Origin of the sequence: Mesorhizobium sp. M0678 (assembly GCF_040320505.1) — a bacterium.
Classification (GTDB): Bacteria; Pseudomonadota; Alphaproteobacteria; order Rhizobiales; family Rhizobiaceae; genus Mesorhizobium.
Genome location: NZ_JAMYPT010000011.1, coordinates 13,023 through 35,265 on the forward strand (window position 1 = coordinate 13,023; position 22,243 = coordinate 35,265).

At 62.7% G+C, this 22,243-nt stretch carries 25 protein-coding genes; 18 read left to right on the top strand and 7 right to left on the bottom strand.

Annotated elements, in window-relative coordinates; all coding sequences use genetic code 11:
* The first annotated feature begins 33 nt into the window (after positions 1 to 33).
* From sufD to sufA, 4 genes are all read left to right on the top strand, one after another.
* A complete protein-coding gene (sufD, locus tag NKI29_RS20090) occupies positions 34 to 1,302 on the top strand; it encodes a Fe-S cluster assembly protein SufD (RefSeq protein ID WP_352458426.1) in 1,269 nt (422 codons plus the stop codon).
* A 191-nt stretch (positions 1,303 to 1,493) separates the two neighbouring features.
* Positions 1,494 to 2,735 carry a cysteine desulfurase gene (locus NKI29_RS20095; protein WP_352458425.1) on the top strand — a complete coding sequence of 414 codons (1,242 nt, stop codon included), beginning with the start codon at positions 1,494 to 1,496 and terminating at the stop codon, positions 2,733 to 2,735.
* Between the two features lie 5 nt (positions 2,736 to 2,740).
* A complete protein-coding gene (locus NKI29_RS20100) occupies positions 2,741 to 3,136 on the top strand; it encodes an SUF system Fe-S cluster assembly protein (RefSeq protein WP_352458424.1) in 396 nt (131 codons plus the stop codon).
* Between the two features lie 109 nt (positions 3,137 to 3,245).
* Positions 3,246 to 3,626 carry a Fe-S cluster assembly scaffold SufA gene (sufA, locus tag NKI29_RS20105; protein ID WP_006206001.1) on the top strand — a complete coding sequence of 127 codons (381 nt, stop codon included), beginning with the start codon at positions 3,246 to 3,248 and terminating at the stop codon, positions 3,624 to 3,626.
* Positions 3,627 to 3,789: 163 nt separating this feature from the next.
* Here the strand turns inward: sufA and NKI29_RS20110 are convergent, their stop codons facing one another.
* Positions 3,790 to 4,287, bottom strand: a complete 498-nt coding sequence (locus tag NKI29_RS20110; RefSeq protein ID WP_352458423.1) for a GFA family protein — start codon at positions 4,285 to 4,287, stop codon at positions 3,790 to 3,792.
* Between the two features lie 90 nt (positions 4,288 to 4,377).
* Here NKI29_RS20110 and NKI29_RS20115 point away from each other — a divergent pair, with 90 nt between their 5' ends.
* The gene (locus NKI29_RS20115) at positions 4,378 to 4,701 is read left to right on the top strand and encodes a TfoX/Sxy family protein (RefSeq protein WP_023717364.1); all 324 of its coding nucleotides are present in this window, start codon (positions 4,378 to 4,380) and stop codon (positions 4,699 to 4,701) included.
* A gap of 34 nt (positions 4,702 to 4,735) precedes the next feature.
* Here the strand turns inward: NKI29_RS20115 and NKI29_RS20120 are convergent, their stop codons facing one another.
* Positions 4,736 to 5,668, bottom strand: coding sequence for a PfkB family carbohydrate kinase (locus tag NKI29_RS20120; protein ID WP_352458422.1), 933 nt, complete (start codon positions 5,666 to 5,668; stop codon positions 4,736 to 4,738).
* Positions 5,669 to 5,945: 277 nt separating this feature from the next.
* On the opposite strand from NKI29_RS20120, the gene recA reads away from it, so the two are divergent.
* The 3 genes from recA (at position 5,946) to NKI29_RS20135 (ending at position 10,828) form a co-directional block, all read left to right on the top strand.
* Positions 5,946 to 7,043 carry a recombinase RecA gene (gene recA / locus NKI29_RS20125; RefSeq protein ID WP_023674696.1) on the top strand — a complete coding sequence of 366 codons (1,098 nt, stop codon included), beginning with the start codon at positions 5,946 to 5,948 and terminating at the stop codon, positions 7,041 to 7,043.
* 259 nt (positions 7,044 to 7,302) lie between these two features.
* Positions 7,303 to 9,969 (top strand): alanine--tRNA ligase, encoded by a 2,667-nt coding sequence (gene alaS / locus NKI29_RS20130; RefSeq protein ID WP_352458438.1) that lies wholly within the window; start codon positions 7,303 to 7,305, stop codon positions 9,967 to 9,969.
* A 64-nt stretch (positions 9,970 to 10,033) separates the two neighbouring features.
* On the top strand, positions 10,034 to 10,828 hold the full coding sequence (locus NKI29_RS20135) for a PhzF family phenazine biosynthesis protein (RefSeq protein ID WP_352458421.1): 795 nt from the start codon (positions 10,034 to 10,036) through the stop codon (positions 10,826 to 10,828).
* 201 nt (positions 10,829 to 11,029) lie between these two features.
* Here NKI29_RS20135 and NKI29_RS20140 read toward each other — a convergent pair whose 3' ends face one another.
* Together NKI29_RS20140 and NKI29_RS20145 are read right to left on the bottom strand one after the other, a co-directional pair.
* Entirely contained in the window at positions 11,030 to 11,656 is a 627-nt protein-coding gene (locus NKI29_RS20140; protein WP_352457793.1) for a glutathione S-transferase family protein, read from the bottom strand.
* 11 nt (positions 11,657 to 11,667) lie between these two features.
* Complete coding sequence (locus tag NKI29_RS20145; RefSeq protein WP_352457792.1) at positions 11,668 to 12,879, bottom strand: NADP-dependent isocitrate dehydrogenase; 1,212 nt, start codon at positions 12,877 to 12,879, stop codon at positions 11,668 to 11,670.
* A 206-nt stretch (positions 12,880 to 13,085) separates the two neighbouring features.
* Between NKI29_RS20145 and NKI29_RS20150 the strand changes: the two genes are divergently transcribed.
* From NKI29_RS20150 to NKI29_RS20165, 4 genes are all read left to right on the top strand, one after another.
* Positions 13,086 to 13,952 carry an RNA methyltransferase gene (locus NKI29_RS20150; RefSeq protein WP_352570849.1) on the top strand — a complete coding sequence of 289 codons (867 nt, stop codon included), beginning with the start codon at positions 13,086 to 13,088 and terminating at the stop codon, positions 13,950 to 13,952.
* An 80-nt stretch (positions 13,953 to 14,032) separates the two neighbouring features.
* A complete protein-coding gene (locus NKI29_RS20155; protein ID WP_352570850.1) occupies positions 14,033 to 14,677 on the top strand; it encodes a hypothetical protein in 645 nt (214 codons plus the stop codon).
* A gap of 134 nt (positions 14,678 to 14,811) precedes the next feature.
* Positions 14,812 to 15,624 (top strand): glutamate racemase, encoded by an 813-nt coding sequence (gene murI, locus NKI29_RS20160; protein ID WP_352457798.1) that lies wholly within the window; start codon positions 14,812 to 14,814, stop codon positions 15,622 to 15,624.
* 76 nt (positions 15,625 to 15,700) lie between these two features.
* The gene (locus NKI29_RS20165) at positions 15,701 to 15,889 is read left to right on the top strand and encodes a DUF3008 family protein (protein WP_023674705.1); all 189 of its coding nucleotides are present in this window, start codon (positions 15,701 to 15,703) and stop codon (positions 15,887 to 15,889) included.
* Positions 15,890 to 15,979: 90 nt separating this feature from the next.
* Here NKI29_RS20165 and NKI29_RS20170 read toward each other — a convergent pair whose 3' ends face one another.
* Positions 15,980 to 16,192 (bottom strand): hypothetical protein, encoded by a 213-nt coding sequence (locus tag NKI29_RS20170; RefSeq protein ID WP_023674706.1) that lies wholly within the window; start codon positions 16,190 to 16,192, stop codon positions 15,980 to 15,982.
* 380 nt (positions 16,193 to 16,572) lie between these two features.
* On the opposite strand from NKI29_RS20170, the gene rpsD reads away from it, so the two are divergent.
* The 4 genes from rpsD to NKI29_RS20190 all read left to right on the top strand — a co-directional run bounded on the left by rpsD (position 16,573) and on the right by NKI29_RS20190 (position 19,505).
* The gene (gene rpsD, locus NKI29_RS20175) at positions 16,573 to 17,190 is read left to right on the top strand and encodes a 30S ribosomal protein S4 (protein WP_352457789.1); all 618 of its coding nucleotides are present in this window, start codon (positions 16,573 to 16,575) and stop codon (positions 17,188 to 17,190) included.
* Positions 17,191 to 17,349: 159 nt separating this feature from the next.
* Positions 17,350 to 18,231: a tRNA 2-thiocytidine(32) synthetase TtcA gene (gene ttcA / locus NKI29_RS20180; protein WP_352457797.1), complete on the top strand. Its 882-nt coding sequence runs from the start codon at positions 17,350 to 17,352 to the stop codon at positions 18,229 to 18,231.
* A complete protein-coding gene (locus tag NKI29_RS20185; RefSeq protein WP_352457788.1) occupies positions 18,221 to 19,048 on the top strand; it encodes an inositol monophosphatase family protein in 828 nt (275 codons plus the stop codon). Before ttcA ends, NKI29_RS20185 begins: the two co-directional genes overlap by 11 nt.
* A 49-nt stretch (positions 19,049 to 19,097) precedes the next feature.
* The gene (locus tag NKI29_RS20190; protein ID WP_352457787.1) at positions 19,098 to 19,505 is read left to right on the top strand and encodes a UCP034077 family protein; all 408 of its coding nucleotides are present in this window, start codon (positions 19,098 to 19,100) and stop codon (positions 19,503 to 19,505) included.
* 18 nt (positions 19,506 to 19,523) lie between these two features.
* Here NKI29_RS20190 and NKI29_RS20195 read toward each other — a convergent pair whose 3' ends face one another.
* Complete coding sequence (locus NKI29_RS20195) at positions 19,524 to 20,723, bottom strand: multidrug effflux MFS transporter (RefSeq protein WP_502896716.1); 1,200 nt, start codon at positions 20,721 to 20,723, stop codon at positions 19,524 to 19,526.
* A 208-nt stretch (positions 20,724 to 20,931) separates the two neighbouring features.
* The gene (grxD, locus tag NKI29_RS20200) at positions 20,932 to 21,267 is read right to left on the bottom strand and encodes a Grx4 family monothiol glutaredoxin (protein ID WP_023674712.1); all 336 of its coding nucleotides are present in this window, start codon (positions 21,265 to 21,267) and stop codon (positions 20,932 to 20,934) included.
* Between the two features lie 163 nt (positions 21,268 to 21,430).
* Here grxD and NKI29_RS20205 point away from each other — a divergent pair, with 163 nt between their 5' ends.
* Complete coding sequence (locus NKI29_RS20205; protein WP_352457785.1) at positions 21,431 to 21,784, top strand: hypothetical protein; 354 nt, start codon at positions 21,431 to 21,433, stop codon at positions 21,782 to 21,784.
* A 93-nt stretch (positions 21,785 to 21,877) separates the two neighbouring features.
* Positions 21,878 to 22,237: a phosphodiester glycosidase family protein gene (locus NKI29_RS20210; protein WP_502896715.1), complete on the top strand. Its 360-nt coding sequence runs from the start codon at positions 21,878 to 21,880 to the stop codon at positions 22,235 to 22,237.
* Positions 22,238 to 22,243 lie beyond the last annotated feature (6 nt).

Below are 22,243 nucleotides of genomic sequence, written 5' to 3' on the forward strand. Positions count from 1 at the left end.
GGCCCGGAAGGCAAGCCAAATAAGGCGATACTGATGAATATGCACACGACACCCCAGCGAACATTGGCCGAAACGGCGCTGATCGACGCCTTTGGCGAGCGGCTGTCGCTGCTGCCCGGCGACGGCGCGGTGATGCTGAAGCGCGACGACGCCATCGAGGCGATCAAGGGCGGCCTGCCGACGCGGCGCATCGAATCCTGGCACTATACGGACCTGCGCCGGCTGCTGACCTCGGTGCCGGACTTCGATCCGGCAGCGGTTGCGAAAGCCATTGCGCCGATCGTCGAAGGCTCCTCGGTTTTGCCGGTGCTGAACGGCGTTTCGAGCGCCAAGCTCGCTAGCATCGAGGGCGTTGTCGTGCAGCGCCTGTCGGAGAAGCTGACCGACGGCAGCGCAGCACCTGGGCTCGATTCTTATGGCAGCGACGACGCCATCGGCGCGCTCAACACCGCCTTTGTCGCCGACGGCTATTTCGTCGACATCGCCGACGGCGCCCAACTGGAAAAGCCGCTTGAGCTGCAGAATCTGCAGGGCGGGGGACAGACGCATGTGCGGCTGCTGACGCGCGCCGGCGCCGGCGCCAAGGCTGTTATCGTCGAGCGCCAGGCAGGCGAGGGGGCGGCGCTGGTCAGCGCGGTCAGCCAGCTTGTGCTTGGCGAGGGCGCCGAAGTGACATGGCTCATCGTGCAGGAGCAACCGGATACGGCGACGCACCTTGCCCAGTTCAAGGCGCATCTCGGCAAGAATTCGAAGCTGACGCTGTTCGTCATGAATGCCGGCGGCAAGCTTGTGCGCCAGGAGGTCGTTGTGAAGACGACCGGCGAGGGCGCCGAATTCACGCTGCGCGGCATCAATCTGCTCGCCGGCGACACCCATACCGACGTCACCATGGTGCTCGACCACGCCGTGCCGCATACCGCATCGACCGAAGTCTTCCGAAACGTGGTGACCGGCAAGGCGCGCGGCGTCTTCCAAGGCCGCATCAACGTCCACCAATATGCGCAGAAGACCAACGCCAAGATGGCCTGCAACACGCTGCTGTTGTCGGACGACGGGGAGTTCTCGACCAAGCCGGAGCTCGAAATCTTCGCCGACGACGTCGTCTGCGGCCATGGCGCGACCGTCACCGAGATCGACCACAGCCATCTGTTTTACCTGATGGCGCGCGGCGTCGACGAGAAGACCGCGCGCGGCCTGCTGGTCAAGGCCTTCGTCGCCGAGGTAATCGAGGAACTGGACGACGAGGCCATCGTCGAGGCGCTGGAAGCGAGACTCGACAACTGGTTCGTGGCGCACGGATAAAGTGGATGAGGGCCTGGCGCTTCGGCCAGCACCCCTCATCCGACCGAGCTTCGCTCGGCCACCTTCTCCCACAAGGGGAGAAGGAAACGCGCCTCTCCTTCTCCCCTTGTGGGAGAAGGTGGATTGGCGCGAAGCGCCAAGACGGATGAGGGGTGTTGGAAGGAACGCGGCAGCGCGGCAAGGACTTCGAGATGGACCAGAAAGTCGAAAACATCCCCTATGACGTCGAGGCGATCCGCCGCGACTTCCCGATCCTGTCGCGGCAAGTCTACGGCAAACCGCTGGTCTATCTCGACAATGGCGCCTCGGCGCAGAAGCCGCAGGCGGTGCTCGACGCCATCCAGCACGCCTATTCCCAGGAATACGCCAACGTCCATCGCGGCCTGCATTTCCTGTCCAATGCCGCGACCGACGCCTATGAGAGGGCTCGCGAGACGGTGCGCCGTTTCCTCAATGCGCCGAGCACCGACAATATCGTCTTCACCTCGAACACCACGGCGGCGATCAACACGGTCGCCTATGGTTTCGGCATGCCGAACATCGGCGAAGGCGACGAGATCGTGCTCTCGATCATGGAGCATCATTCCAACATCGTGCCGTGGCATTTCATCCGCGAGCGGCAGGGCGCCAAGCTGGTCTGGGTGCCGGTCGATGATCTCGGCGTCTTCCATATCGAGGAATTCGAGAAGCGGCTGACCGACCGCACCAGGCTGGTTGCCATCACCCATATGTCGAACGCGCTGGGCACGGTGACGCCGATCAAGGAGATCGTGCGCATCGCGCATGCCCGCGGCATTCCGGTGCTGGTCGACGGCAGCCAGAGCGCCGTGCATATGCCGATCGACGTGCAGGACCTCGACTGCGATTTCTTCGTCTTCACCGGCCATAAGGTCTATGGCCCGTCGGGCATCGGCGTGCTCTACGGCAAGAAGGATATTCTGGAGCGCATGCGCCCGTTCATGGGCGGCGGCGAGATGATCGAGGAGGTGACGCAAGACATCGTCACCTACAACGACCCGCCGCACCGTTTCGAGGCCGGCACGCCGCCGATCGTGCAGGCGATCGGACTTGGTGCGGCGCTCGAATACATGGAAAAGATCGGACGTGAGCGCATCGCCGCGCACGAGGCCGATCTGAAGGATTATGCGCATCAAAAACTGCGCGCCATCAACTCGCTGCGCATCTTCGGCGATGCGCCCGGCAAGGGCGCAATCATCTCGTTCGAGCTGCAGGGCATCCACGCGCACGACGTGTCGATGGTCATCGACCGGCAGGGCGTGGCGGTGCGCGCCGGCACCCATTGCGCCCAGCCGCTGTTGAAACGCTTCGGCGTAACATCCACATGCAGGGCATCGTTCGGCATGTATAATACCAGGGCTGAAGTCGATGCTTTGGCCGATGCGCTGGAAAAGGCGCGAAAGTTCTTCGGGTGACGATCATGGATGATGCCAGCCACACCGCCGAAAGCACGGCACTGGATATGACCACCAATGCGGCGGTTTCCGGGTCAACGATTCCCGCCGACGAACTGGCGCGGCTGACCGACGACATCGTCTCGGCGCTGAAGACGGTCTATGACCCGGAAATCCCGGCCGACATCTATGAGCTCGGCCTGGTCTACAAGATCGACATCGAGGACGACCGCTCGGTCAAGATCGACATGACGCTGACCGCGCCGGGCTGCCCGGTGGCTGGCGAAATGCCGGGCTGGGTCGAAAACGCCGTCGGCGCCGTCGAAGGCGTCTCCGGCGTCGAGGTCAACATGACCTTCGACCCGCCCTGGTCGCCCGACCGCATGTCGGAAGAGGCGCAGGTGGCGGTTGGGTGGTACTAGCATCCGACCAGCCAGAGGCTGGCGCACTTGCGCCGGGTACAAAACTTCACCATTTTAGGTGAGGAATCATTCGGCAGGCCTTGAACCTGCGCGCATGGAGAAGGAAAACATGGGACGCTTCGCCGTCATCACGATGACCGAAAAGGCCGCCGACCGGGTTCGCGAGATCGTTGCGACCCGTGAGAATGCGCATGGCATTCGCCTTGGCATCAAGAAGGGCGGCTGCGCCGGCATGGAATATACGGTCGATCTGGTGACCGAACCCAATACCAAGGACGACCATATCGAGCGTGACGGCGCCCATGTCTATGTCGCGCCGGAGGCGGCCCTTTTCCTGTTCGGCACCGAGATGGATTTCGAGCAGACGACGCTGCGCACCGGCTTCACCTTCCGCAATCCGAACCAGAGCTCGGCCTGCGGCTGCGGCGAATCGGTCGAATTGAAGCCGGCTGATCTGAAGGCACTGGCCGAAGCACGCGCTTCGGCCTGAGAATTTTCTTTTCCTTAGTAGGATTTCGCGAGACCCCCTCATCCGGCCGCTTCGCGGCCACCTTCTCCCCGAGGGGAGAAGAGGTCGCGAACGGTTGAGCCAGTCTCTTCTCCCCAGCGGGGAGAAGGTGGCCCGAAGGGCCGGATGAGGGGGACTGCCGAAGCTAATCCACCCACATCCCCGTTCGCTTGTGCCAGTCTGCGATCGACTCCTCCGGGTAGACGTCGAACACCTTGTCACCCTTGCCGATGTCGGGCTCGACCCAGTTCGCCTTGTATTTCAGCATCAGATGCACCTTCTCCGGCGGTTTCGGCAGGTCTGTGTCGATCGCCGAGGCAAACGGATGCACCAGCTCCGGCCAGGTCGGATCGTAGAGCCAGAGTGCCGTCCCGCATTTCGTGCAGAAGTTCCGCTCGCCCGTCGAGGTCTCGCGTTGCGGGTGCTCGTCGTCCTCGATCTCGGCGCGGTAGACGCCGAGATGGCGCTTGCCCTGGATTTTCAGCGTTTCGTAATCGGCGCCGAGATTGATGGCAAAACCGCCGCCGCCCTGCTGCTTGCGGCAGATCGAGCAGTAGCACAGCATGAACGGCACCGGCGTGTGGCTTTCCACCTCGAAACGCACGGCATTGCACCGGCAGGACCCTTTGAGCAGAAGCGGCATGAAAAACTCCGAGGAAATTGATTCTGAACTTGTCAGGATGGTGCCGGTTGCGTCGATGACAAGGGGAAATCCGGGTGACATGATCGCCGCATGGACAACGAGCGCATAGAAGAGCTTTTCGAAGGCCTCGGCCCGGTCAGCATCCGCAAGCTGTTCGGCGGCAAGGGCATCTATTTCGACGGCGTCATCGTCGCCATCGTCATCCGTGGCGAATTGATGCTGAAGGCCGACGCCGAAAGCGCCCCGGATTTCGAAGCGGCCGGCTGCCGGCAATGGACCTATACCGGCTCGCGCCACGGCAAGCTCGTGTCGATGCCCTATTGGAGCGTTCCCGACAGCGCCTTCGACGATCCCGACGAGATGGCGATCTGGGCACGCCGCGCCTACGAGGCAGGACGGCGCGCCGGCAAATAGGCTGCGTCATGCTTCGGCAATTCCGGGCCGCACTTCATGCCAGGTCCCGCGCCTCGGGCACGAGCGCCAGCGCTTCGGCAAAGCCAGCGCTGGTGAAGGCGGCACTCTCGACGACGAGCATAGCTGCGGCAATGCCTTCGCGCAGTGCCGCGCGTAGCGTCAGGCCGCGCAGCAGGGCAGCGATCGTGGCGCCTGCCAATGCGTCGCCGGCGCCGGCAGTATCGGTCCGCTTTTGTAGCGGCGGTGGCGAGATCGAGAACGCGCTCAATTCGTCGAAACCGAGCACTGGTTCGTCGCCGGCGGTGATCACGCCGCTTTTCAGCCCGGCGCGTATTAGGCCGTCGACGATGCCTTGATCGTCAGCATCGATGCCGACGTCGGCGAGCACGCCGGCCTCCTGCCGGTTCATGAAGGCCAGCGCCAGACGGTCGAGCACCGGCATCAGCCGCGCCGCCTTATTGGGCGAGACCGCAAGCGCAAACACCGGCTTGTCGGCGGCGAGTGCCGCCAGCCGCCCCAGCGCGGTCGACGGCAGGTTGGCGTCGCACAGCACCGCGTCGGCCGAACCGATCGCTTCCCGCACCTTGGCGCGGCGGATCTGCTTGGGAAGCGCCAGCTCGTAGAGCACCATGTCGGCAAGGCCGGCGATCAGCCCGCCGTCGCTATCGATCAGCATCGTATGGCTTGGCGTTGCTCGGTCGAGGAACACCGCCGACAGGTCGGCAATGCCGGCCTCGGTGACGGCGCGTAAAACCGTGTCGCCAAGGGCATCGCCGCCGCGCACCGAAAGCAGCGAGGCCGAGGCGCCGCGTCGCACCGCACAGCGCAAGGCGTTGAAGACGGCACCGCCGACATGCTCGCGCATCGTGCCGGGGTTGGAAGCGGCCGGCACGAAGGCGCCGGCAACCCGGCCGCGCCGCTCGATATAGGCGCCGCCCACGGCCAGGATCGTCGGGGATTTGATCATGCCGTCAAAATGCCCTTTAGCTGTTGCCCGGGGGAGACTAGGTCGCCGGGCGGAACCCTGCAATCGCGGGTCCGATTCGGTTGGTGACGGCAACGGCGCCGCATGCGAGGCGAGACACATCGGAAGCAATAATTGCGAAACAAAAATAGAACAAATAGGGATATGCGTTATTTTTCAAACCCTTGGTGCTCATTGACAAATGAGAACAAATGAGGTACATTCTTTTAAGGATTGCGGGATTGTCCGGCCTCCATTGACGACCACGGGGTGATGTATCATGGCTCAGAATTCTTTGCGGCTTGTAGAGGACAAAGCGGTGGACAAATCAAAGGCTCTGGATGCGGCGCTGTCGCAAATCGAGCGTGCCTTCGGCAAGGGCTCGATCATGCGGCTCGGCGCGAACGAGCAGGTCGTCGAGATCGAAACGGTGCCGACCGGCTCGCTTGGGCTGGACATCGCGCTTGGCGTCGGCGGTCTGCCGCGCGGCCGCATCGTCGAGATCTACGGGCCGGAAAGCTCGGGCAAGACGACGCTGGCGCTGCACACGGTGGCCGAAGCCCAGAAGAAGGGCGGCATCTGCGCCTTCGTCGATGCCGAGCACGCGCTCGACCCGGTCTATGCCCGCAAGCTCGGCGTCGATCTCGAAAACCTTTTGATCTCGCAGCCCGATACCGGCGAGCAGGCGCTGGAGATCTGCGACACGCTGGTGCGCTCCGGCGCCATCGACGTGCTGGTGGTCGATTCGGTGGCGGCGTTGACGCCGCGGGCGGAAATCGAAGGCGAGATGGGCGATTCGCTGCCCGGCCTGCAGGCCCGCCTGATGAGCCAGGCACTGCGCAAGCTCACCGCCTCGATCTCGCGCTCCAACACCATGGTCATCTTCATCAACCAGATCCGCATGAAGATCGGCGTCATGTTCGGTTCGCCCGAGACGACGACCGGCGGCAATGCGTTGAAATTCTATGCCTCGGTCCGCCTCGACATCCGCCGCATCGGCTCGGTCAAGGATCGCGACGAGGTCGTCGGCAACCAGACCCGCGTCAAGGTCGTCAAGAACAAGCTGGCGCCGCCCTTCAAGGTGGTCGAGTTCGACATCATGTATGGCGAGGGCGTCTCCAAGACCGGCGAGCTGGTCGATCTCGGCGTCAAGGCGGGCGTGGTCGAAAAGTCGGGCGCCTGGTTCTCCTACAATTCGCAGCGTCTTGGCCAGGGCCGCGAAAACGCAAAACTGTTCCTGCGCGACAATCCCGACACGGCGCGCGAGATCGAGCTGGCGCTACGGCAGAATGCCGGGCTGATCGCTGAGAAATTCCTTGAGAACGGCGGCTCCGAAAGCAGCGACGACGGTTTCGAGGACGACGCCGGGGTGATGTAGGGCAGGCGACGCCTCGCTGAGCCTCAGCCAGGTTTCGATTTGATGTTTTGATTTTGAGTTTGCGTAATCGATGCGTTTCGAACCGCCGGCCCAGGGCCGGCGGTTCGCGTTTGACGGCGAGGCAGACGCATTTCAAGGCGCTGGTGAAAGCCGGGATTTGAGCCCATTTGGTGTTTCTGGACAGGCTGCGGTGCGACCGCTAAAAGGCCATGTCTATTTTCCGCCGGCAGCCGGCGGTTCTCTCGAAAAGGCAGTATTCATGAGTGGCGTCAACGAGATCCGGTCGGCATTTCTCGACTATTTTCGCAAGGAAGGTCACGAGGTCGTCGCGTCAAGCCCGCTGGTGCCGCGCAACGACCCGACGCTGATGTTCACCAATGCCGGCATGGTGCAGTTCAAGAACGTTTTCACCGGTCTGGAGAAGCGGCCGTATTCGCGCGCCACGACTGCCCAGAAGAGTGTTCGCGCCGGCGGCAAGCACAACGACCTCGACAATGTCGGCTACACCGCGCGCCACCTGACCTTCTTCGAGATGCTCGGCAATTTCTCCTTCGGCGACTATTTCAAGGAGCGGGCCATAGAGCTTGCCTGGAACCTGATCACCAGGGAGTTCGGGCTGAAGAAGGACAAGCTGCTGGTCACCGTCTACCACACCGACGACGAGGCGGCCTCGTACTGGAAGAAGATCGCCGGCCTTTCGGACGATCGCATCATCCGCATCGCGACTTCGGACAATTTCTGGGCAATGGGCGACACTGGACCTTGCGGGCCGTGTTCGGAGATATTCATCGACCGTGGCGAGCATATCTGGGGCGGCCCTCCCGGCAGCCCCGAGGAGGATGGCGACCGTTTCCTTGAATTCTGGAACCTGGTGTTCATGCAGTACGAACAGGTGACGAAGGAGGAGCGCGTCGACCTGCCGCGTCCGTCGATCGACACAGGCATGGGCCTCGAGCGCATGGCATCCATCCTGCAAGGGGTTGAAAGCGTCTTCGAAACCGACCTGTTCCGCCACCTGATCGACGCTGCGTCGTCGGCGCTTGGCAAAGGTCCGGATGCGGACGCCGTCGCATCGTTGCGCGTCATCGCCGATCACCTGCGTTCGTCCTGCTTCCTGGTCGCCGACGGCGTGCTGCCGTCCAACGAAGGACGCGGCTACGTGCTTCGTCGCATCATGCGCCGCGCTATGCGCCACGCGCAGTTGCTCGGCGCCCGCGATCCGCTGATGTGGCGCCTGGTGCCGGCACTGGTCCGCGAGATGGGCCAAGCCTACCCGGAACTGGTGCGCGGCGAACAGATGATCACCGAAACGCTGAAGCTGGAAGAGACGCGCTTCCGCAAGACGCTGGTGCGCGGCTTGGGCTTGCTTTCGGAGGCGACGGAAAAGCTGGCCTCCGGCGACATGCTGGATGGCGAGACAGCGTTCAAGCTCTACGACACCTATGGCTTTCCGCTCGATCTGACGCAGGACGCGCTGCGCCAGCGCAACATCTCGGTCAACCTTGCCGGCTTCACCGAGGCGATGGAGCGGCAGAAAGCGGAGGCGCGCAAAAGCTGGGCCGGCTCCGGCGACGTGGCGACCGAGACGGTATGGTTTCCGGTGCGCGAGAACGCCGGCGCCACCGAGTTCCTCGGCTATGAGACCGAGCAGGCGGAAGGCCTCATCCAAGCGCTGGTCAGGGGCGGCAAGACCGTCGACAGCGCCGGCAAAGGTGACGCCGTTGCCGTGGTTGTCAACCAGACGCCGTTCTATGGCGAGTCCGGTGGCCAGATGGGCGACACCGGCGTCATTTCGGGCGACGGGTTCTCGATCGAAATATCCGATACCCAGAAGAAGGCCGATGGGCTTTTCGTCCATCTCGGCAAGGTGGCTAACGGCACGGTCAAGACGGGCGCGACCGTCGAGCTGAAGGTGGACCACGCGCGTCGCTCCAGGCTGCGCGCGAACCATTCCGCCACGCATCTGATCCATGAGGCGCTGCGCGAGGTGCTGGGTACCCATGTGGCGCAGAAGGGCTCGCTGGTCGCGCCCGAGCGTCTGCGCTTCGACATTTCGCACAACAAGCCGATCTCGCCTGGCGAGCTCGAAGAGGTCGAGCGCATGGCAAACGAGATCGTCGTTCAGAACGGCCCTGTAACCACGCGGCTGATGTCTGTCGACGACGCCATTGCCGAAGGCGCCATGGCGCTGTTTGGCGAGAAATATGGCGATGAAGTGCGCGTCGTTTCGATGGGCACGGGCTTGCATGGCGCCAAGGCCAACCGGCCTTATTCGGTCGAGCTATGCGGCGGCACGCATGTCAGGGCGACCGGCGATATCGGCCTGGTGCGCATCGTGTCCGACAGCGCGGTCGCTGCCGGCGTGCGCCGCATCGAGGCGTTGACCGGCGAGGCGGCCAGAAAGCATCTCGACGAACAGGACAAGCGGTTGAAGGCGGCCGCCGCCGCGTTGAAGATTTCGCCGGCCGATGTGCCGGCCCGCGTCGAGGCGCTGCTGGACGAACGCAAGAAGCTCGAAAAGGAGCTGATCGAGGCGCGCAAGAAGCTGGCGCTGGGCGATCGCTCGCCAGCCGGTGTGCCTGCGGAAAACGAAACCATTGCCGGTGTCGGTTTTCTCGGCAAGGCGGTATCGGGCGTCTCGCCAAAGGATCTTAAGCCGTTGGCCGATGCCGGCAAGAAGTCGCTCGGCTCCGGCATCGTCGTCTTTGTCGGCGCCGGCGAGGACAACAAGGCGAGCGTCGTCGTCGCCGTCACCGATGATCTGGCCGGCCGCTTCAACGCCATCGATCTGGTGCGCGTCGCGTCCGCGGCATTGGGCGGGCAGGGCGGCGGCGGGCGACCCGATATGGCTCAGGCCGGCGGCCCGGACGCCTCGAAGGCCGAAGACGCGATCGCTGCGGTGAAAGCGGCTCTCGAAGCGGCGTGAACCTGCACCGGGGGCGGCACGGCCGAAATGGCGCGCCGCCCAGCGGATATCTTTGAGAGCCGATATGCCGACGCTGACGATGTATCAGGTCGATGCCTTTGCCGAACGGGCCTTCCAGGGTAACCCTGCCGCCGTTCTCCTTTTAGAGGAATGGCTGTCGGAGCAGGTAATGCAGGCCATCGCCAACGAAAACAATCTTGCTGAAACCGCGTTTGTGCGGCCGAATGGCAAAGGTTGGGATTTGCGCTGGTTCACGCCGGTCCATGAAGTCGACTTCTGCGGCCACGCCACTCTTGCGGCCGCCCATGTGCTGGCTACGGAATACAATGGTCAGGGCGAAATGGCCTTCGCCACCCGGGTCGGCGAGCTGCGGGTTTCCCGGTGGGAAGGGGGCTATCAGCTCGATCTGCCTTGTTTTCCGCCGCAGCCCATCGAGGAAGAGCTGAACTCGGCGCTGCAAGCGATATTGCCTCAGCGGCCGGTTGCGAGCTTCCGCAATTTCGAGAACCTGTTTGTCGAGCTTGCCGACGAGACAACCGTGCGATCTTTCGTTCCCGATCTGCTCAGGATCGGACGTTTTCATTCTCTCGGCCTGGTTATTACCGCGCCTGGGCGAGCCCACGATTTCGTCTCCCGTTACTTCGTGCCCGGGGCGGGCATTCCCGAGGATCCGGTTACCGGCTCCATTCATGCGACGCTGGTACCTTATTGGGCTGAAAAACTCGGCAAGACGCATCTGTCGGCATTCCAATGCTCGCAGCGCGGCGGGCATTTGCTATGCAAACTGGCCGGAGATCGCGTGCTGATCACAGGCCGTGCGAAGACCTTTATGAAGGCGGAGATCTACCTTCCCGATTAAGCGGCTTGGCTCCGGTTCCTCGCCCCCACGAAGTGGGGGAGAGGTGGCCGCGAAGCGGCCGGAGAGGGGGCCTGCGCAATCAAAAGGCGCTTTAGGAATGCGCCGATTTCCCCTCTCCGTCTCGGCTTCGCCGAGCCACCTCTCCCCGCAAGCGGGGCGAGGAACCCAGGTCGTGCGAAGTTGCCGCGCCTCGCGGCGGTTTCACCCTGCCTTTTCGGTTTTCGCAAAATTCGCGCGTTGAGTGATGCGCGCATACCAATCCCGAATCTCGGCAAACTCGGCCAGCAGGGCTTGTCCCTCGGCGACCTTGACGAAATAGCCGATGATCGGTGCGGCGTGCAGGTCGGCCAGCGTCAGGTCCGTCCCCAACAGCCAAGGCCCTTCGGCTTTCAGCGAAGAGAGCGCCTGCAATGCCGTTCTCGCCTGCCGCAACCCGTTGGCGATCACGGCTTCGTCGGGCGGCGTTTTTTCCAGCCGCTCGACAGCGACATCCCAGACCATGGTCCTGTAGGCGTAGGCGTCGAGCAGGCCGGTGATCTGGTTCAGGCGTGCTCGAGGCCGGGCTTCGACCGGTTGCAGCGCCGGGCCGCCAAAGGCTTCGTCGACATAACGGGCAATCGCGCCGGTCTCGTAGAGGCGAAAGCCGTCATGCTCGAAGGCCGGAATGCGGCCGAACGGCTGGTGCTCGAAATACCAGCCGGGAATGCCGTCCGCGGCAAAGACGTCGACGGGCACGAGCTCGTAGCCGACGCCCTTTTCCTCCAGCACCAGCCGCACGATGCGCACATAGACGCTGTAATCCGCGCCGTAGACGACGGGCTTGCCCATGTCGGTTGGGCTCAGGCCATCGCCTTCTGCAAATTCTCGTCGATCTTGTCGAGGAAGCCGGTGGTCGAAAGCCATGGCTGGTCGGGGCCGATCAGCAGCGACAGGTCCTTGGTCATGAAGCCGGACTCGACCGTCTGGATGCAGACCCTTTCCAGGGTCTCGGCAAAGCGCTTCAGTTCGGCATTGTCGTCGAGCTTGGCGCGATGAGCGAGGCCGCGCGTCCAGGCAAAGATCGAGGCGATCGAATTGGTCGAGGTCTCCTCGCCCTTCTGGTGCTGGCGATAGTGGCGGGTGACGGTGCCGTGCGCGGCTTCCGCCTCGACGGTCTTGCCGTCCGGCGTCATCAGCACCGAGGTCATCAGGCCGAGCGAGCCGAAGCCTTGCGCCACCGTGTCGGACTGCACGTCGCCGTCATAATTCTTGCAGGCCCAGACATAGCCACCCGACCATTTCAGGCTCGAGGCCACCATGTCGTCGATCAGCCGGTGCTCGTACCAGAGCTTCTTAGCTTTGAATTCTGTTTCGAACTCCGCCTCGTAGACCTCCTGGAAGATGTCCTTGAAGCGGCCGTCATAGGCTTTGAGGATGGTGTTCTTGGTCGAGAGGTAGACGGGGTAATTGCGCAGCAGGCCGTAGTTCAGGGAGGCGCGGGCGAATTCGCGGATCGATTCGTCGAGATTGTACATGGCCATGGCGACGCCGGCGCCGGGTGCGTCGAACACGTCGTGCTCGATCACCTGGCCGTCCTCGCCGACGAATTTGATCGTCAGCTTGCCCTTGCCGGGGAAGCGGAAGTCGGTGGCGCGGTACTGGTCGCCGAAGGCGTGGCGGCCGACGATGATCGGCTTGGTCCAGCCGGGCACCAGCCGCGGCACGTTCTTCATGATGATCGGCTCGCGAAAGATGGTGCCGCCGAGGATGTTGCGGATGGTGCCGTTCGGCGACTTCCACATCTTCTTCAGCTTGAATTCCTCGACGCGCTGCTCGTCGGGCGTGATCGTCGCGCATTTCACGCCGACGCCGTATTTCTTGATGGCATTGGCCGAATCGATGGTCACCTGGTCGTTGGTGGCGTCGCGGTGCTCGATGCCGAGGTCGTAATATTCGAGCTTGAGGTCGAGATAAGGGTGGATCAGCTTGTCCTTGATGAACTGCCAGATGATGCGGGTCATCTCGTCGCCGTCGAGTTCGACGACCGGGTTCGCCACCTTGATCTTCGCCATGGAAAGAATGCCTCGCTTTTGGGGAACGGAACGGCCTTGCCCGCACGGCTGCCGGCCCTGGGATGCGGCCCGTATATCAAAGGCTTTTTGGCCGCGCAAACGGCGAACCGCGCCGTAGTGCCGGCATTCCTTGCGAAAGCTTCATTTTCGCCGCCAAATGTGGCAGGGGACTGCGAAATGCCGCAAACAGCAGTTCACTGACAACCATGGCCGCTACCCAGGATCCCGACAACCCTCTTGCCTCCGGAACTCCAGCGTCCGGACCGGCGATCATCCTGGTCGAGCCGCAGCTCGGCGAGAATATCGGCATGGTTGCGCGCGCCATGGCCAATTTCGGCCTTTCCGAGCTGCGGCTCGTCAATCCGCGCGACGGCTGGCCGAGCGAGAAGGCGCGTGCCGCCGCAAGCCGCGCCGACCACGTCATCGATGCCGTCAAGGTGTTCGATGACCTGGCCTCGGCGATTGCCGATTTGAACTTCGTCTTCGCCACCACGGCGCGCGCGCGCGACAATTTCAAGCCGGTGCGCGGTCCGGTCGAGGCGGGCAGGGCGCTGCGCGCGCGGCAGCGGGCCGGCCAGCGCACCGGCATCCTGTTCGGCCGCGAGCGCTTCGGCCTCTATAATGACGAGGTCGGCCTTGCCGACGAGATCGTCACCTTCCCCGTCGATCCAGCCTTCTCCTCGCTCAACATCGCCCAGGCGGCCCTGCTGATGTCCTATGAATGGATGAAGTCCGGCCTGGAAGACGAGACCAGGACCAACTTCTCCGGCCCCGAAATGCCGCCGGCCACCAAGGACGAATTGCACGGCCTGTTTGTGTATCTGGAAGGTGCACTCGAGGCGCGCGGCTATTTCCGCCCGGCAGCGAAGAAGCCGAAGATGGTCGACAATTTGCGCGCTGTGCTGACCCGCCCCGGCTTTGCCGAGCCGGAGCTCAAGGTGCTGCGCGGCATAATATCATCGCTGGACAGGTTCTCGCCGGCCATGCCGCGCGGCGACGGATCGCCCGGCGACGATCCAAGGCGGCTCCCGGCGGCCGCGGCACGCGCTGCGAGGGCGAAAGACAAAGACTAGCCTCGGAACTGCCCATACCTCACCAGTAACCGAATGTTATTTGGTGTGATCCATTGTCTGGAAAACGATGGATCCTTTCGATGTTCAATTCAAATATCGGGCGTCTTCGCTTTTTTTTCTATTCCGCGGCCTTGCTGGTTGCGGAAATCGTGACCTTTGTGCTGTGCGTCGTGCTGACCATCGGCATCGAGGGTTTGGCCAATTCAAAGCCCGGACCTTCCAGGGAAGGGCTGGCCGCGGCTGTTCTCGTTACCTCGCTGGTGATCGTTCTGTTCCGCGCGAATTTCGCCTGGCGTCGAAGCCGCGACGCGCAAGGGTCGAGTTGGATCCTTTGGTCGTATATCGTGTTCTCGACCCTGTTCGCGATCCTGCAGGCCGGCACTGTTCTTGTCGTAAAATTCGACGGCGAAGATTCGCATTCCGGCCTCAACCTGCTGGGATTAGCTCTTGTCGGGCTGTGGGCCGTCATCTTGGCGGGCAAGCCGGCGGGCGGTGGCTCTGCGGATATGGCGTCATCCCTGAGTTTCGACGATTTCGACCCGCCCGGGCCGCTGCGCGGCGCCGCCGCGCTCCATTCAGCGTCAGCCGCCGGCGCGACGGCCCTGGCTCCAGCCTACGCCACGCGGGCCGCGCCGGTGCCGTCGAACCACCCTGCATCTCAACCTGCATCTCCGGCGAACGGCCGGCCGCGGCCCGGCGGCTTCGGCAAGCGGGGCCTTGTGTGATCGTCTCGCCGCATCAAGGCCATGATGGTTCCAGATAGAAGCGTCAGAGATAAAGCCATCGCCGACGCAAAGGATGGGCCCGCCTTCTCTCTTTCGAGCCCACGTGATCCCAGCCCTTAGTGAATTCAATGACGATGACCGATCCATCAAGCGCCCGTCCGATCCTGATGTTCGATTCCGGCATTGGCGGCCTCACCGTGCTGCGTGAGGCGCGCGTGCTGATGCCTGACCGCCGCTTCATCTATGTCGCCGACGACGCGGCGTTCCCCTTCGGCGCCTGGGAGGAACCGGCGCTGAGAACACATATCCTGGAGTTGTTCGCCAGGCTGCTCGACCGGTTTTCGCCGGCCATTTCGGTCATCGCCTGCAACACCGCCTCGACACTGGTCATCGATGCTTTGCGCGAGAGGTTTCCCGGCCATCCTTTCGTCGGCACCGTGCCGGCCATCAAGCCGGCGGCGGAACGCACGCGCTCAGGTCTGGTTTCGGTGCTGGCGACGCCCGGCACCGTCAAGCGCCAGTACACGCGCGATCTGATCAGCAAATGGGCGCAGAAATGCCATGTCCGCCTGGTCGGCAGCGACAGGCTGGCGGGATTGGCCGAAGCCTATATGCGCGACGGTTTTGTCGACGAGGACGCCGTGCGCGCAGAGATCGCGCCGTGCTTCGTCGAGCATGACGGGCTGCGCACCGACATCGTCGTGCTTGCCTGCACCCATTATCCGTTTTTGGCCAACCGCATGCGCAAGACAGCACCGTGGCCGGTCGACTGGCTCGACCCGGCCGAGGCGATCGCACGCCGGGCGCTGTCGCTGCTTGCCGATACCGAGGCCGCTTATCGCAGAGAGGCACTGCCGGAAGGCGCCGACCTTGCGTTCTTCACCTCGAACAGCGCCGATTTTCCGACGCGCCGGCTGATGCAGGGATTTGGCCTGACGATATCCTGACCGCAAGCAATTTTCGCTTTGGGAACATCACACCAGACAATGCGTTTTCCTCTCATCGGAAACGGGAGAAACCATCATGCCAGCCACCTCAAAAGCCCAGCAGAAAGCGGCCGGCGCGGCATTGTCAGCCAAGCGCGGCGAGACCAAGAAGGGCGCGCTCAAAGGCGCGTCAAAGGGAATGTATAAATCCATGAGCGAAAAACAGCTCGAGGAATTCGCCGAGACCAAGCGCAAGGGCCTGCCGGAAAAGAAGTCGAAACACTGATCGACTGGCCATTCTGACGGCGGATGCCGGTCAATAAAAGGCCCGCGGCTGAGCCGCGGGCCATGAAGTCTCAACGGGCGAGGACGAAAATTACCAGTTCCAGCCCCACCCGCAGCGCCGCACTTTGTAGCGGATGACCTTGCGATGACCGTGGCGCCACACCACCTTCTTCTTGACCACGATGCGGCAGACCTGGTGATGCCTGTGCCCATGCCAATGCCGGGCCTGCGCCGGCTCGGGCGCGACCGCCATCGTGCCGGCCATCACCGCGGCTCCTACCAACGTAAGGAAGAACTTCTTCATGCGAATTCCAGCTCCTCTGACTTCAGTCCCTTCCTGATGCCGCTGGCGCAACCTCCCGCCACATCCGGCACGTTCTACAACCGTAACACTATCCGGTTCGGCGATTCGCGCCAGCCAGAAGCTTGACAGCGGTTAAATCTCCGTTTAACCAGCCCACCAACACCGGGCCGCAATGCCCGGTGGTTTTCTTTATGTGTGCAAGACGTTTGGGAAGCCGGTTTTACTTTCCCTATGTCTTGTTTGAAATGACGTGTCCCGTGGGTTTTCCGTCGCGTTGCGTGGAAAACCCTGTCAGGTCTCGAAAACGGAGGCCAGAGGAGGGCGCGTTTCCTTCACCCGGACCATGAGGTTCCGGGTATGTTGTTTTGAAAGGGAATGCGATGAGCAAGCGCGAATCCGCGAAGTACAAGATCGACCGCCGTCTTGGCGAAAACATCTGGGGCCGCCCGAAGTCCCCGGTCAACAAGCGTGAATACGGCCCCGGCCAGCATGGCCAGCGCCGCAAGGGCAAGCTTTCCGATTTCGGCCTGCAGCTGCGCGCCAAGCAGAAGCTAAAGGGCCACTATGGCGACGTTTCGGAAAAGCAGTTCCGCAAGGTCTATGAAGAGGCGGACCGCCGCAAGGGCGACACCTCGGAGAACCTGATCGGCCTGCTCGAATCGCGCCTCGACGCGGTCGTCTACCGCGCCAAGTTCGTGCCGACCATCTTTGCGGCGCGCCAGTTCGTCAATCACGGCCACGTCAACGTCAACGGCAAGCGCGTCAACATCGGCTCGTACCGCTGCAAGCCGGGCGACGTCGTCGAAGTGCGCGAGAAGTCGAAGCAGCTGGTCATCGTGCTGGAATCGGTGGGCCTGGCCGAGCGCGACGTGCCCGATTATATTGAAGCCGATCACAACAAGATGACCGCGGCCTTCACGCGCATCCCCGGCCTGGCGGACGTTCCGTTTGCCGTGCAGATGGAACCGAACTTGGTCGTCGAATTCTATTCGCGCTGATCGTCGCGTTCGTCGCGATACAATCGAAGGCCGCCCGTCGAGGCGGCCTTTTCTTTTTTCGTTCCTTTTCCGCGGCGTGATTCCGAAATCGATTTCGATTTTCGGTCCGATGCGCTACTGCGGGCGGCAACAGGATCTTGGGGCCGACGCGCCGTGAACATGCAGCCAGACGCCGAAACGCTCGAACCGGTCGCCGACGCCGAAGGCGGCTTTCATCCTCTGTTTGCCGATGTGCCGTCCTCCGTCGAGTTCAACAAGCTGCGCAAACGGCTGTTGCGGCTTGCCCGCCAGGCGATCGACGATTTCTCCATGGTGAGGCCCGGCGACCGTTGGCTGGTCGCTCTGTCGGGCGGCAAGGATTCCTACGGCCTGCTTGCCGTTCTGCTCGATCTCAAATGGCGCGGGCTGCTGCCGGTCGAGCTGTTAGCCTGCAATCTCGACCAGGGCCAGCCGAACTTTCCCAAGCACATATTGCCCGATTATCTCGATAGATATGCCATTCCGCATCGCATCGAATATCAGGACACCTATTCGGTGGTCACCGACAAGCTGGCCGAGGGCAGCACCTATTGCTCGCTGTGCTCGCGGCTACGGCGCGGCCATCTCTATCGCATTGCCCGCGAGGAGGGCTGCTCGGCGCTGGTGCTCGGCCACCACCGCGAGGACATACTGGAAACCTTCTTCATGAACCTGTTCCATGGCGGGCGCCTGGCCGCCATGCCGCCGAAGCTGCTCAATGACGAAGGCGATGTCATGGTGCTGCGGCCGCTCGCCTATTGTGCGGAAGCCGATCTCGAGAAATTCGCCGGCGCCATGAAATTCCCGATCATTCCGTGCGATCTGTGCGGTAGCCAGGAAGGCCTGCAGCGCAACGCCATGAAGGCGATGCTCGACGACATCGAGAAGCGCATGCCCGGCCGCAAGGACACGATGATCCACGCCATGACCAATGTGCGGCGTTCGCATCTGCTCGACAGGAAGCTGTTCGATTTCGCCGCCCTCAACGAAACCCTCACCACCAGGCGTCCCGATGACATTTGACGATAGCGCGATCGACTGGCTTGCCGACCTTCTGTCGGAAGCCGCCGTCGCCGAGATCATGCCACGCTTTCGCCGGTTGAGCGAGGGCGACGTCCGTCGCAAGACCTCGGCCGCCGATCTCGTCACCGAGGCCGACGTCAATGCCGAACGGCTCATCACCGCCAGGCTGCGCCAGCGTTATCCCCACGCAATGATCGTCGGCGAGGAGGCCTGCTCCGACGACCCGACGCTGCTCGACGGTCTCGGCGATGCCGAACTCGCCTTCGTCATCGACCCGGTCGACGGCACCTTCAACTTCGCCTCCGGCGTGCCGCTGTTCGGCGTCATGCTTGGCGTCGTGATCAAGGGCGAGACGGTCGCCGGCATCATTCACGATCCCGTCGGCAAGGATTGGCTGATCGGCGTTAGTGGCGCCGGCAGCCATATCCGCCATGCCCATAGCAATCTGGAAAAGGTCCATGTCGCCAAACCGGCGCCGATGTCGGAAATGACCGGTGCGGTCTCATGGCACTATGTGCCCGAGCCGGACCGCTCACGTTTGGCGCGCAACCAGACCAAGTCGCTGTCGCAGTTCAACTATCGCTGCGCCGCCCACGAATACCGCCTGCTGGCCAGCGGCCACGGCCATTTCGTCGTCTACAACAAGCTGATGCCTTGGGACCACCTGGCCGGCGTGCTGATCCATGCGGAGGCGGGCGGCCATGCCGCGCGCTTCGACGGCAGCGCCTATCTGCCGTCGCATGTCGGAGGTGGCCTGCTGGTCGCGCCGGACCGGGAGAGCTGGCGGGAGCTGCGCCGCGAGCTCTGGGCGGAATAACTCTTCGCTGCCAAAGTTGTCCAATCTTGTGCGAAACCGGAGATCTCGAATGAAACCTCGGTCCGCAATTGTTGCAACGGCCTTTGCCCTTGCCTTGGTTGCCGGTGTCAATGAAGCAAGAGCTGGGGAACGCGCATGTCGCAGTCCCGACTCCGTCGACACCATAGACGAGATGTTCTCCGCGATCTTCGCCTGTTGGAAGCCGCCGCGCGGAAGCGCGGGCATGACCCTGACGCTGCAGTTCTCAATTCGCCGAAACGGCACGCTTATCGGCAAGCCGCGCGTCACCTACTCACATCTAGGGGACGATGGTCCGCTCAACCGGGCCTTCGTGGCTTCCGTCCTCGAGGCGCTCGACAAGGCTCTTCCACTGCCCGTTTCGGACAGTATGGGTGGAGCAATCGCAGGACGTACGCTGTTCCCTCGCTTCACCGCGGTCAGTGAGGGTGCATCCTAGGCGCACGCGCAATGGGCATTAAACCGGCGGGTTATGCGGCTGGAACAGTCTGCCGCGCTCGGCCAGCAGGATCATCAGCAGCGCCGCCACCGACACGCTGCAGAACCCGGCGGCCAGCGGCGTCACCGTGCCGTTGAAGGCTTGGCCGATCAGCGTGCCGAGAATGCCACCAAGAAATGTCTGCATGAACCCGAGGATCGACGACGCAGTGCCGGCCAGGTGCCCCAGTGGCTCCATGGCGAGCGCGTTGAAGTTCGCGCCCAGCGCGCCGAAGGGGACCATGGCGCAGGCAAAGAAGGTAATGAAGAGCCAGAGCGGCATCTTCATTTCGATGGAAACGACCAGCCAGGCAAGGCTGATGGCCAGAAACAGCAGCAGCGCGCTTTGCGACAGACGGCGCATGCCGATGCGGCCGACGAGGCGCGAGTTGAGGTAGTTCGAAAAAGCAAGCACGCCGGCAACCCCCGCGAAGATGACCGGGAACATCTCGCCGACATTGAACACGCTGACATAGATCTGCTGGGCCGAGGCGATGAAGCCGAACATGGCGCCGAAGATGAAGGTGCTGGCGAAGGCATAACAGAGCGCGATGCGGTTGGTGAGAACGATGCGGAAGCCACCGATGATGGAGGACAGCGTCAGCGGCCGGCGATATTCGGGGTGTAGTGTCTCGGGCAGGCGCAGCAGCGACCAGGCGGACACGATCAGCGCGCCGGCTGCCATGGTGACGAAGATCACATGCCAGGTCGCAAACAGCATGATGAACTGGCCGATACCGGGCGCCACCACCGGAATGGCCATGAACACCATGAAGATCAAGGACATGACTTCGGCCATGCGCCTTCCGTCGAACGTATCGCGCACGATCGAGACGGCAATGACGCGCGTCGCCGCCGCGCCGATGCCTTGCACGGCCCGGCATAGCAGAAGCGTGGTGAATGACGGGGCGATTGCCGCAGCGCCGGCCGCCAGGACGTAGATCACCAGCCCTGCGACAAGCGGCGCGCGGCGCCCGAAGCGGTCCGAGATCGGCCCGAAGAACAGCTGTCCGCCGCCAAAGCCAAGGATATAGGCGGTGACCACATATTGCCGGTGGTTTTCATTTTCGATGCCAAGCGAAGCGCCGATCTGCTGCAGCGCCGGCAAAATAATGTCGATGGCCAGCGAATTGAGCGCCATCAGCGCCGCGCACAGCGCAATGAATTCCCAGCGCGGAATAGGCAAGGTGCTTGCCTTTTGCTGCGCTTGTGCTTGCTGATCCACGGCCAGTCCGATCCTCAAACGAAAATGCGCCGGCTGGCCGACGCATCCATTCGTTGATTGCCCGGTAGCGGGCAGAACTTTTTTGCCAAGGTGGGGGCTGCCCCGGCGCTTAGCGCATGACCCCCGAAAATCGCAGGCGGAAGGTCATACGCAGAAACAGAAGTCAGGCGGCGCCTTTGACGCTGACGCCCTTTTCGACGAGGAAGGTCTGCAATTCGCCCGCCTGGAACATCTCGCGGATGATGTCGCAGCCGCCGACGAACTCGCCCTTGACGTAGAGCTGCGGGATGGTCGGCCAGTTGGAATAATCCTTGATGCCTTGCCGCAGTTCGGCCGACGTCAGCACGTCGACGCCCTTATAGTCGGCGCCGATATAGTCGAGGATCTGCACGACCTGGCCGGAAAATCCGCATTGCGGGAAGCCGGGCGTGCCCTTCATGAAGAGAACGACGTCGTTGCCCTTCACTTCATTGTCGATGTAGTCGTTGATGCCGCTCATGGAATACCCTTTCATGCCTGTGGGAGTCAGGCTCGAACATTACCCTTCAAATAAACCCATGGGTTGCGCGAAACAAGATGTTTGCCGCCTTGCCACGCAAATGGCGCAAAGGAACGTCTGATCTTGGGCCAAGAGCGTTGGCCACCATCTTTCCCGAGGCGCGATGAAAAGACGATATCTCGCCGGGTTCCTCCTCGCCGTTCTGTTCGCCGCACTGTCCTTGATCTGGTGGGCCAGGTCGCCGAGACAGCCATCTCTCGTCGTCGGCGGTGAATTACCGGCGCCGTGCCGCGATACGAGCTTCGAGGCGGTCGCCTATGTCGTCTGCGAAATCGATCTGCGCCGCTATGACGTCGGTGTGTTCCACACAGGCCCCGACGGCAAGGCTTTCGGTTCACTGGACAAATTCGACAAGGCGATGGCGGATCAGGGCCGGACGGTGCTGCTCGCCATGAACGCCGGCATGTATCACCAAGACCTGACCCCAGTCGGCCTTCTCGTCGAAGACGGCCGGTAGAAGGCGCCGATCAACGTCGCCGGCAGCGGAGGCAATTTCTTCCTGAAACCGAATGGGGTATTCCTGGTCCGCAAGGACGGCAAGGCGGCGGTCATGGAGACAAGCGCCTATGCTGCGACCAGACTGGACGTGATGTTTGCCACGCAATCCGGCCCGATGCTGGTGATAGACGGCCGGCTTCATCCCCGCTTCGAGCAGAACGGCACATCACGCTATATCCGCAATGGCGTCGGCGTGCGTGACGAAAATACGGTCGTGCTGGCGATCTCACGCTCTGAAGTCAGCCTCGGCAGCTTCGCACGGCTATTCCGGGATGCGCTCGATTGTCCCAACGCGCTTTTCTTCGACGGGGTCGTTTCGGCGCTGTCGAACGGCGAGCGGATGATTGTGGGTGGAAAGTATCCGGCGGGGCCGATCATTGCCGTGACCGGTAAGAAGCTTGCGAGCCGGTAACTGCAA

Excerpts from the sequence above, each read along its gene's own strand:
- NKI29_RS20140 (WP_352457793.1), bottom strand. The coding sequence starts at position 11,656 with ATGGGCAAGCCCGTCGTCTACGGCGCGGATTACAGCGTCTATGTGCGC.
- NKI29_RS20145 (WP_352457792.1), bottom strand. The coding sequence starts at position 12,879 with ATGGCGAAGATCAAGGTGGCGAACCCGGTCGTCGAACTCGACGGCGAC.
- NKI29_RS20170 (WP_023674706.1), bottom strand. The coding sequence starts at position 16,192 with ATGAAGAAGTTCTTCCTTACGTTGGTAGGAGCCGCGGTGATGGCCGGC.
- murI (WP_352457798.1), top strand. The coding sequence starts at position 14,812 with ATGACCGATCCATCAAGCGCCCGTCCGATCCTGATGTTCGATTCCGGC.
- NKI29_RS20100 (WP_352458424.1), top strand. The coding sequence starts at position 2,741 with ATGGATGATGCCAGCCACACCGCCGAAAGCACGGCACTGGATATGACC.
- NKI29_RS20185 (WP_352457788.1), top strand. The coding sequence starts at position 18,221 with ATGACATTTGACGATAGCGCGATCGACTGGCTTGCCGACCTTCTGTCG.
- alaS (WP_352458438.1), top strand. The coding sequence starts at position 7,303 with ATGAGTGGCGTCAACGAGATCCGGTCGGCATTTCTCGACTATTTTCGC.
- ttcA (WP_352457797.1), top strand. The coding sequence starts at position 17,350 with ATGCAGCCAGACGCCGAAACGCTCGAACCGGTCGCCGACGCCGAAGGC.
- NKI29_RS20150 (WP_352570849.1), top strand. The coding sequence starts at position 13,086 with ATGGCCGCTACCCAGGATCCCGACAACCCTCTTGCCTCCGGAACTCCA.
- NKI29_RS20165 (WP_023674705.1), top strand. The coding sequence starts at position 15,701 with ATGCCAGCCACCTCAAAAGCCCAGCAGAAAGCGGCCGGCGCGGCATTG.
- NKI29_RS20110 (WP_352458423.1), bottom strand. The coding sequence starts at position 4,287 with ATGCCGCTTCTGCTCAAAGGGTCCTGCCGGTGCAATGCCGTGCGTTTC.
- NKI29_RS20120 (WP_352458422.1), bottom strand. The coding sequence starts at position 5,668 with ATGATCAAATCCCCGACGATCCTGGCCGTGGGCGGCGCCTATATCGAG.
- NKI29_RS20115 (WP_023717364.1), top strand. The coding sequence starts at position 4,378 with ATGGACAACGAGCGCATAGAAGAGCTTTTCGAAGGCCTCGGCCCGGTC.
- NKI29_RS20190 (WP_352457787.1), top strand. The coding sequence starts at position 19,098 with ATGAAACCTCGGTCCGCAATTGTTGCAACGGCCTTTGCCCTTGCCTTG.
- NKI29_RS20155 (WP_352570850.1), top strand. The coding sequence starts at position 14,033 with ATGTTCAATTCAAATATCGGGCGTCTTCGCTTTTTTTTCTATTCCGCG.
- NKI29_RS20135 (WP_352458421.1), top strand. The coding sequence starts at position 10,034 with ATGCCGACGCTGACGATGTATCAGGTCGATGCCTTTGCCGAACGGGCC.
- NKI29_RS20210 (WP_502896715.1), top strand. The coding sequence starts at position 21,878 with ATGGAGACAAGCGCCTATGCTGCGACCAGACTGGACGTGATGTTTGCC.
- rpsD (WP_352457789.1), top strand. The coding sequence starts at position 16,573 with ATGAGCAAGCGCGAATCCGCGAAGTACAAGATCGACCGCCGTCTTGGC.
- sufA (WP_006206001.1), top strand. The coding sequence starts at position 3,246 with ATGGGACGCTTCGCCGTCATCACGATGACCGAAAAGGCCGCCGACCGG.
- grxD (WP_023674712.1), bottom strand. The coding sequence starts at position 21,267 with ATGAGCGGCATCAACGACTACATCGACAATGAAGTGAAGGGCAACGAC.
- recA (WP_023674696.1), top strand. The coding sequence starts at position 5,946 with ATGGCTCAGAATTCTTTGCGGCTTGTAGAGGACAAAGCGGTGGACAAA.
- NKI29_RS20095 (WP_352458425.1), top strand. The coding sequence starts at position 1,494 with ATGGACCAGAAAGTCGAAAACATCCCCTATGACGTCGAGGCGATCCGC.
- NKI29_RS20205 (WP_352457785.1), top strand. The coding sequence starts at position 21,431 with ATGAAAAGACGATATCTCGCCGGGTTCCTCCTCGCCGTTCTGTTCGCC.
- sufD (WP_352458426.1), top strand. The coding sequence starts at position 34 with ATGAATATGCACACGACACCCCAGCGAACATTGGCCGAAACGGCGCTG.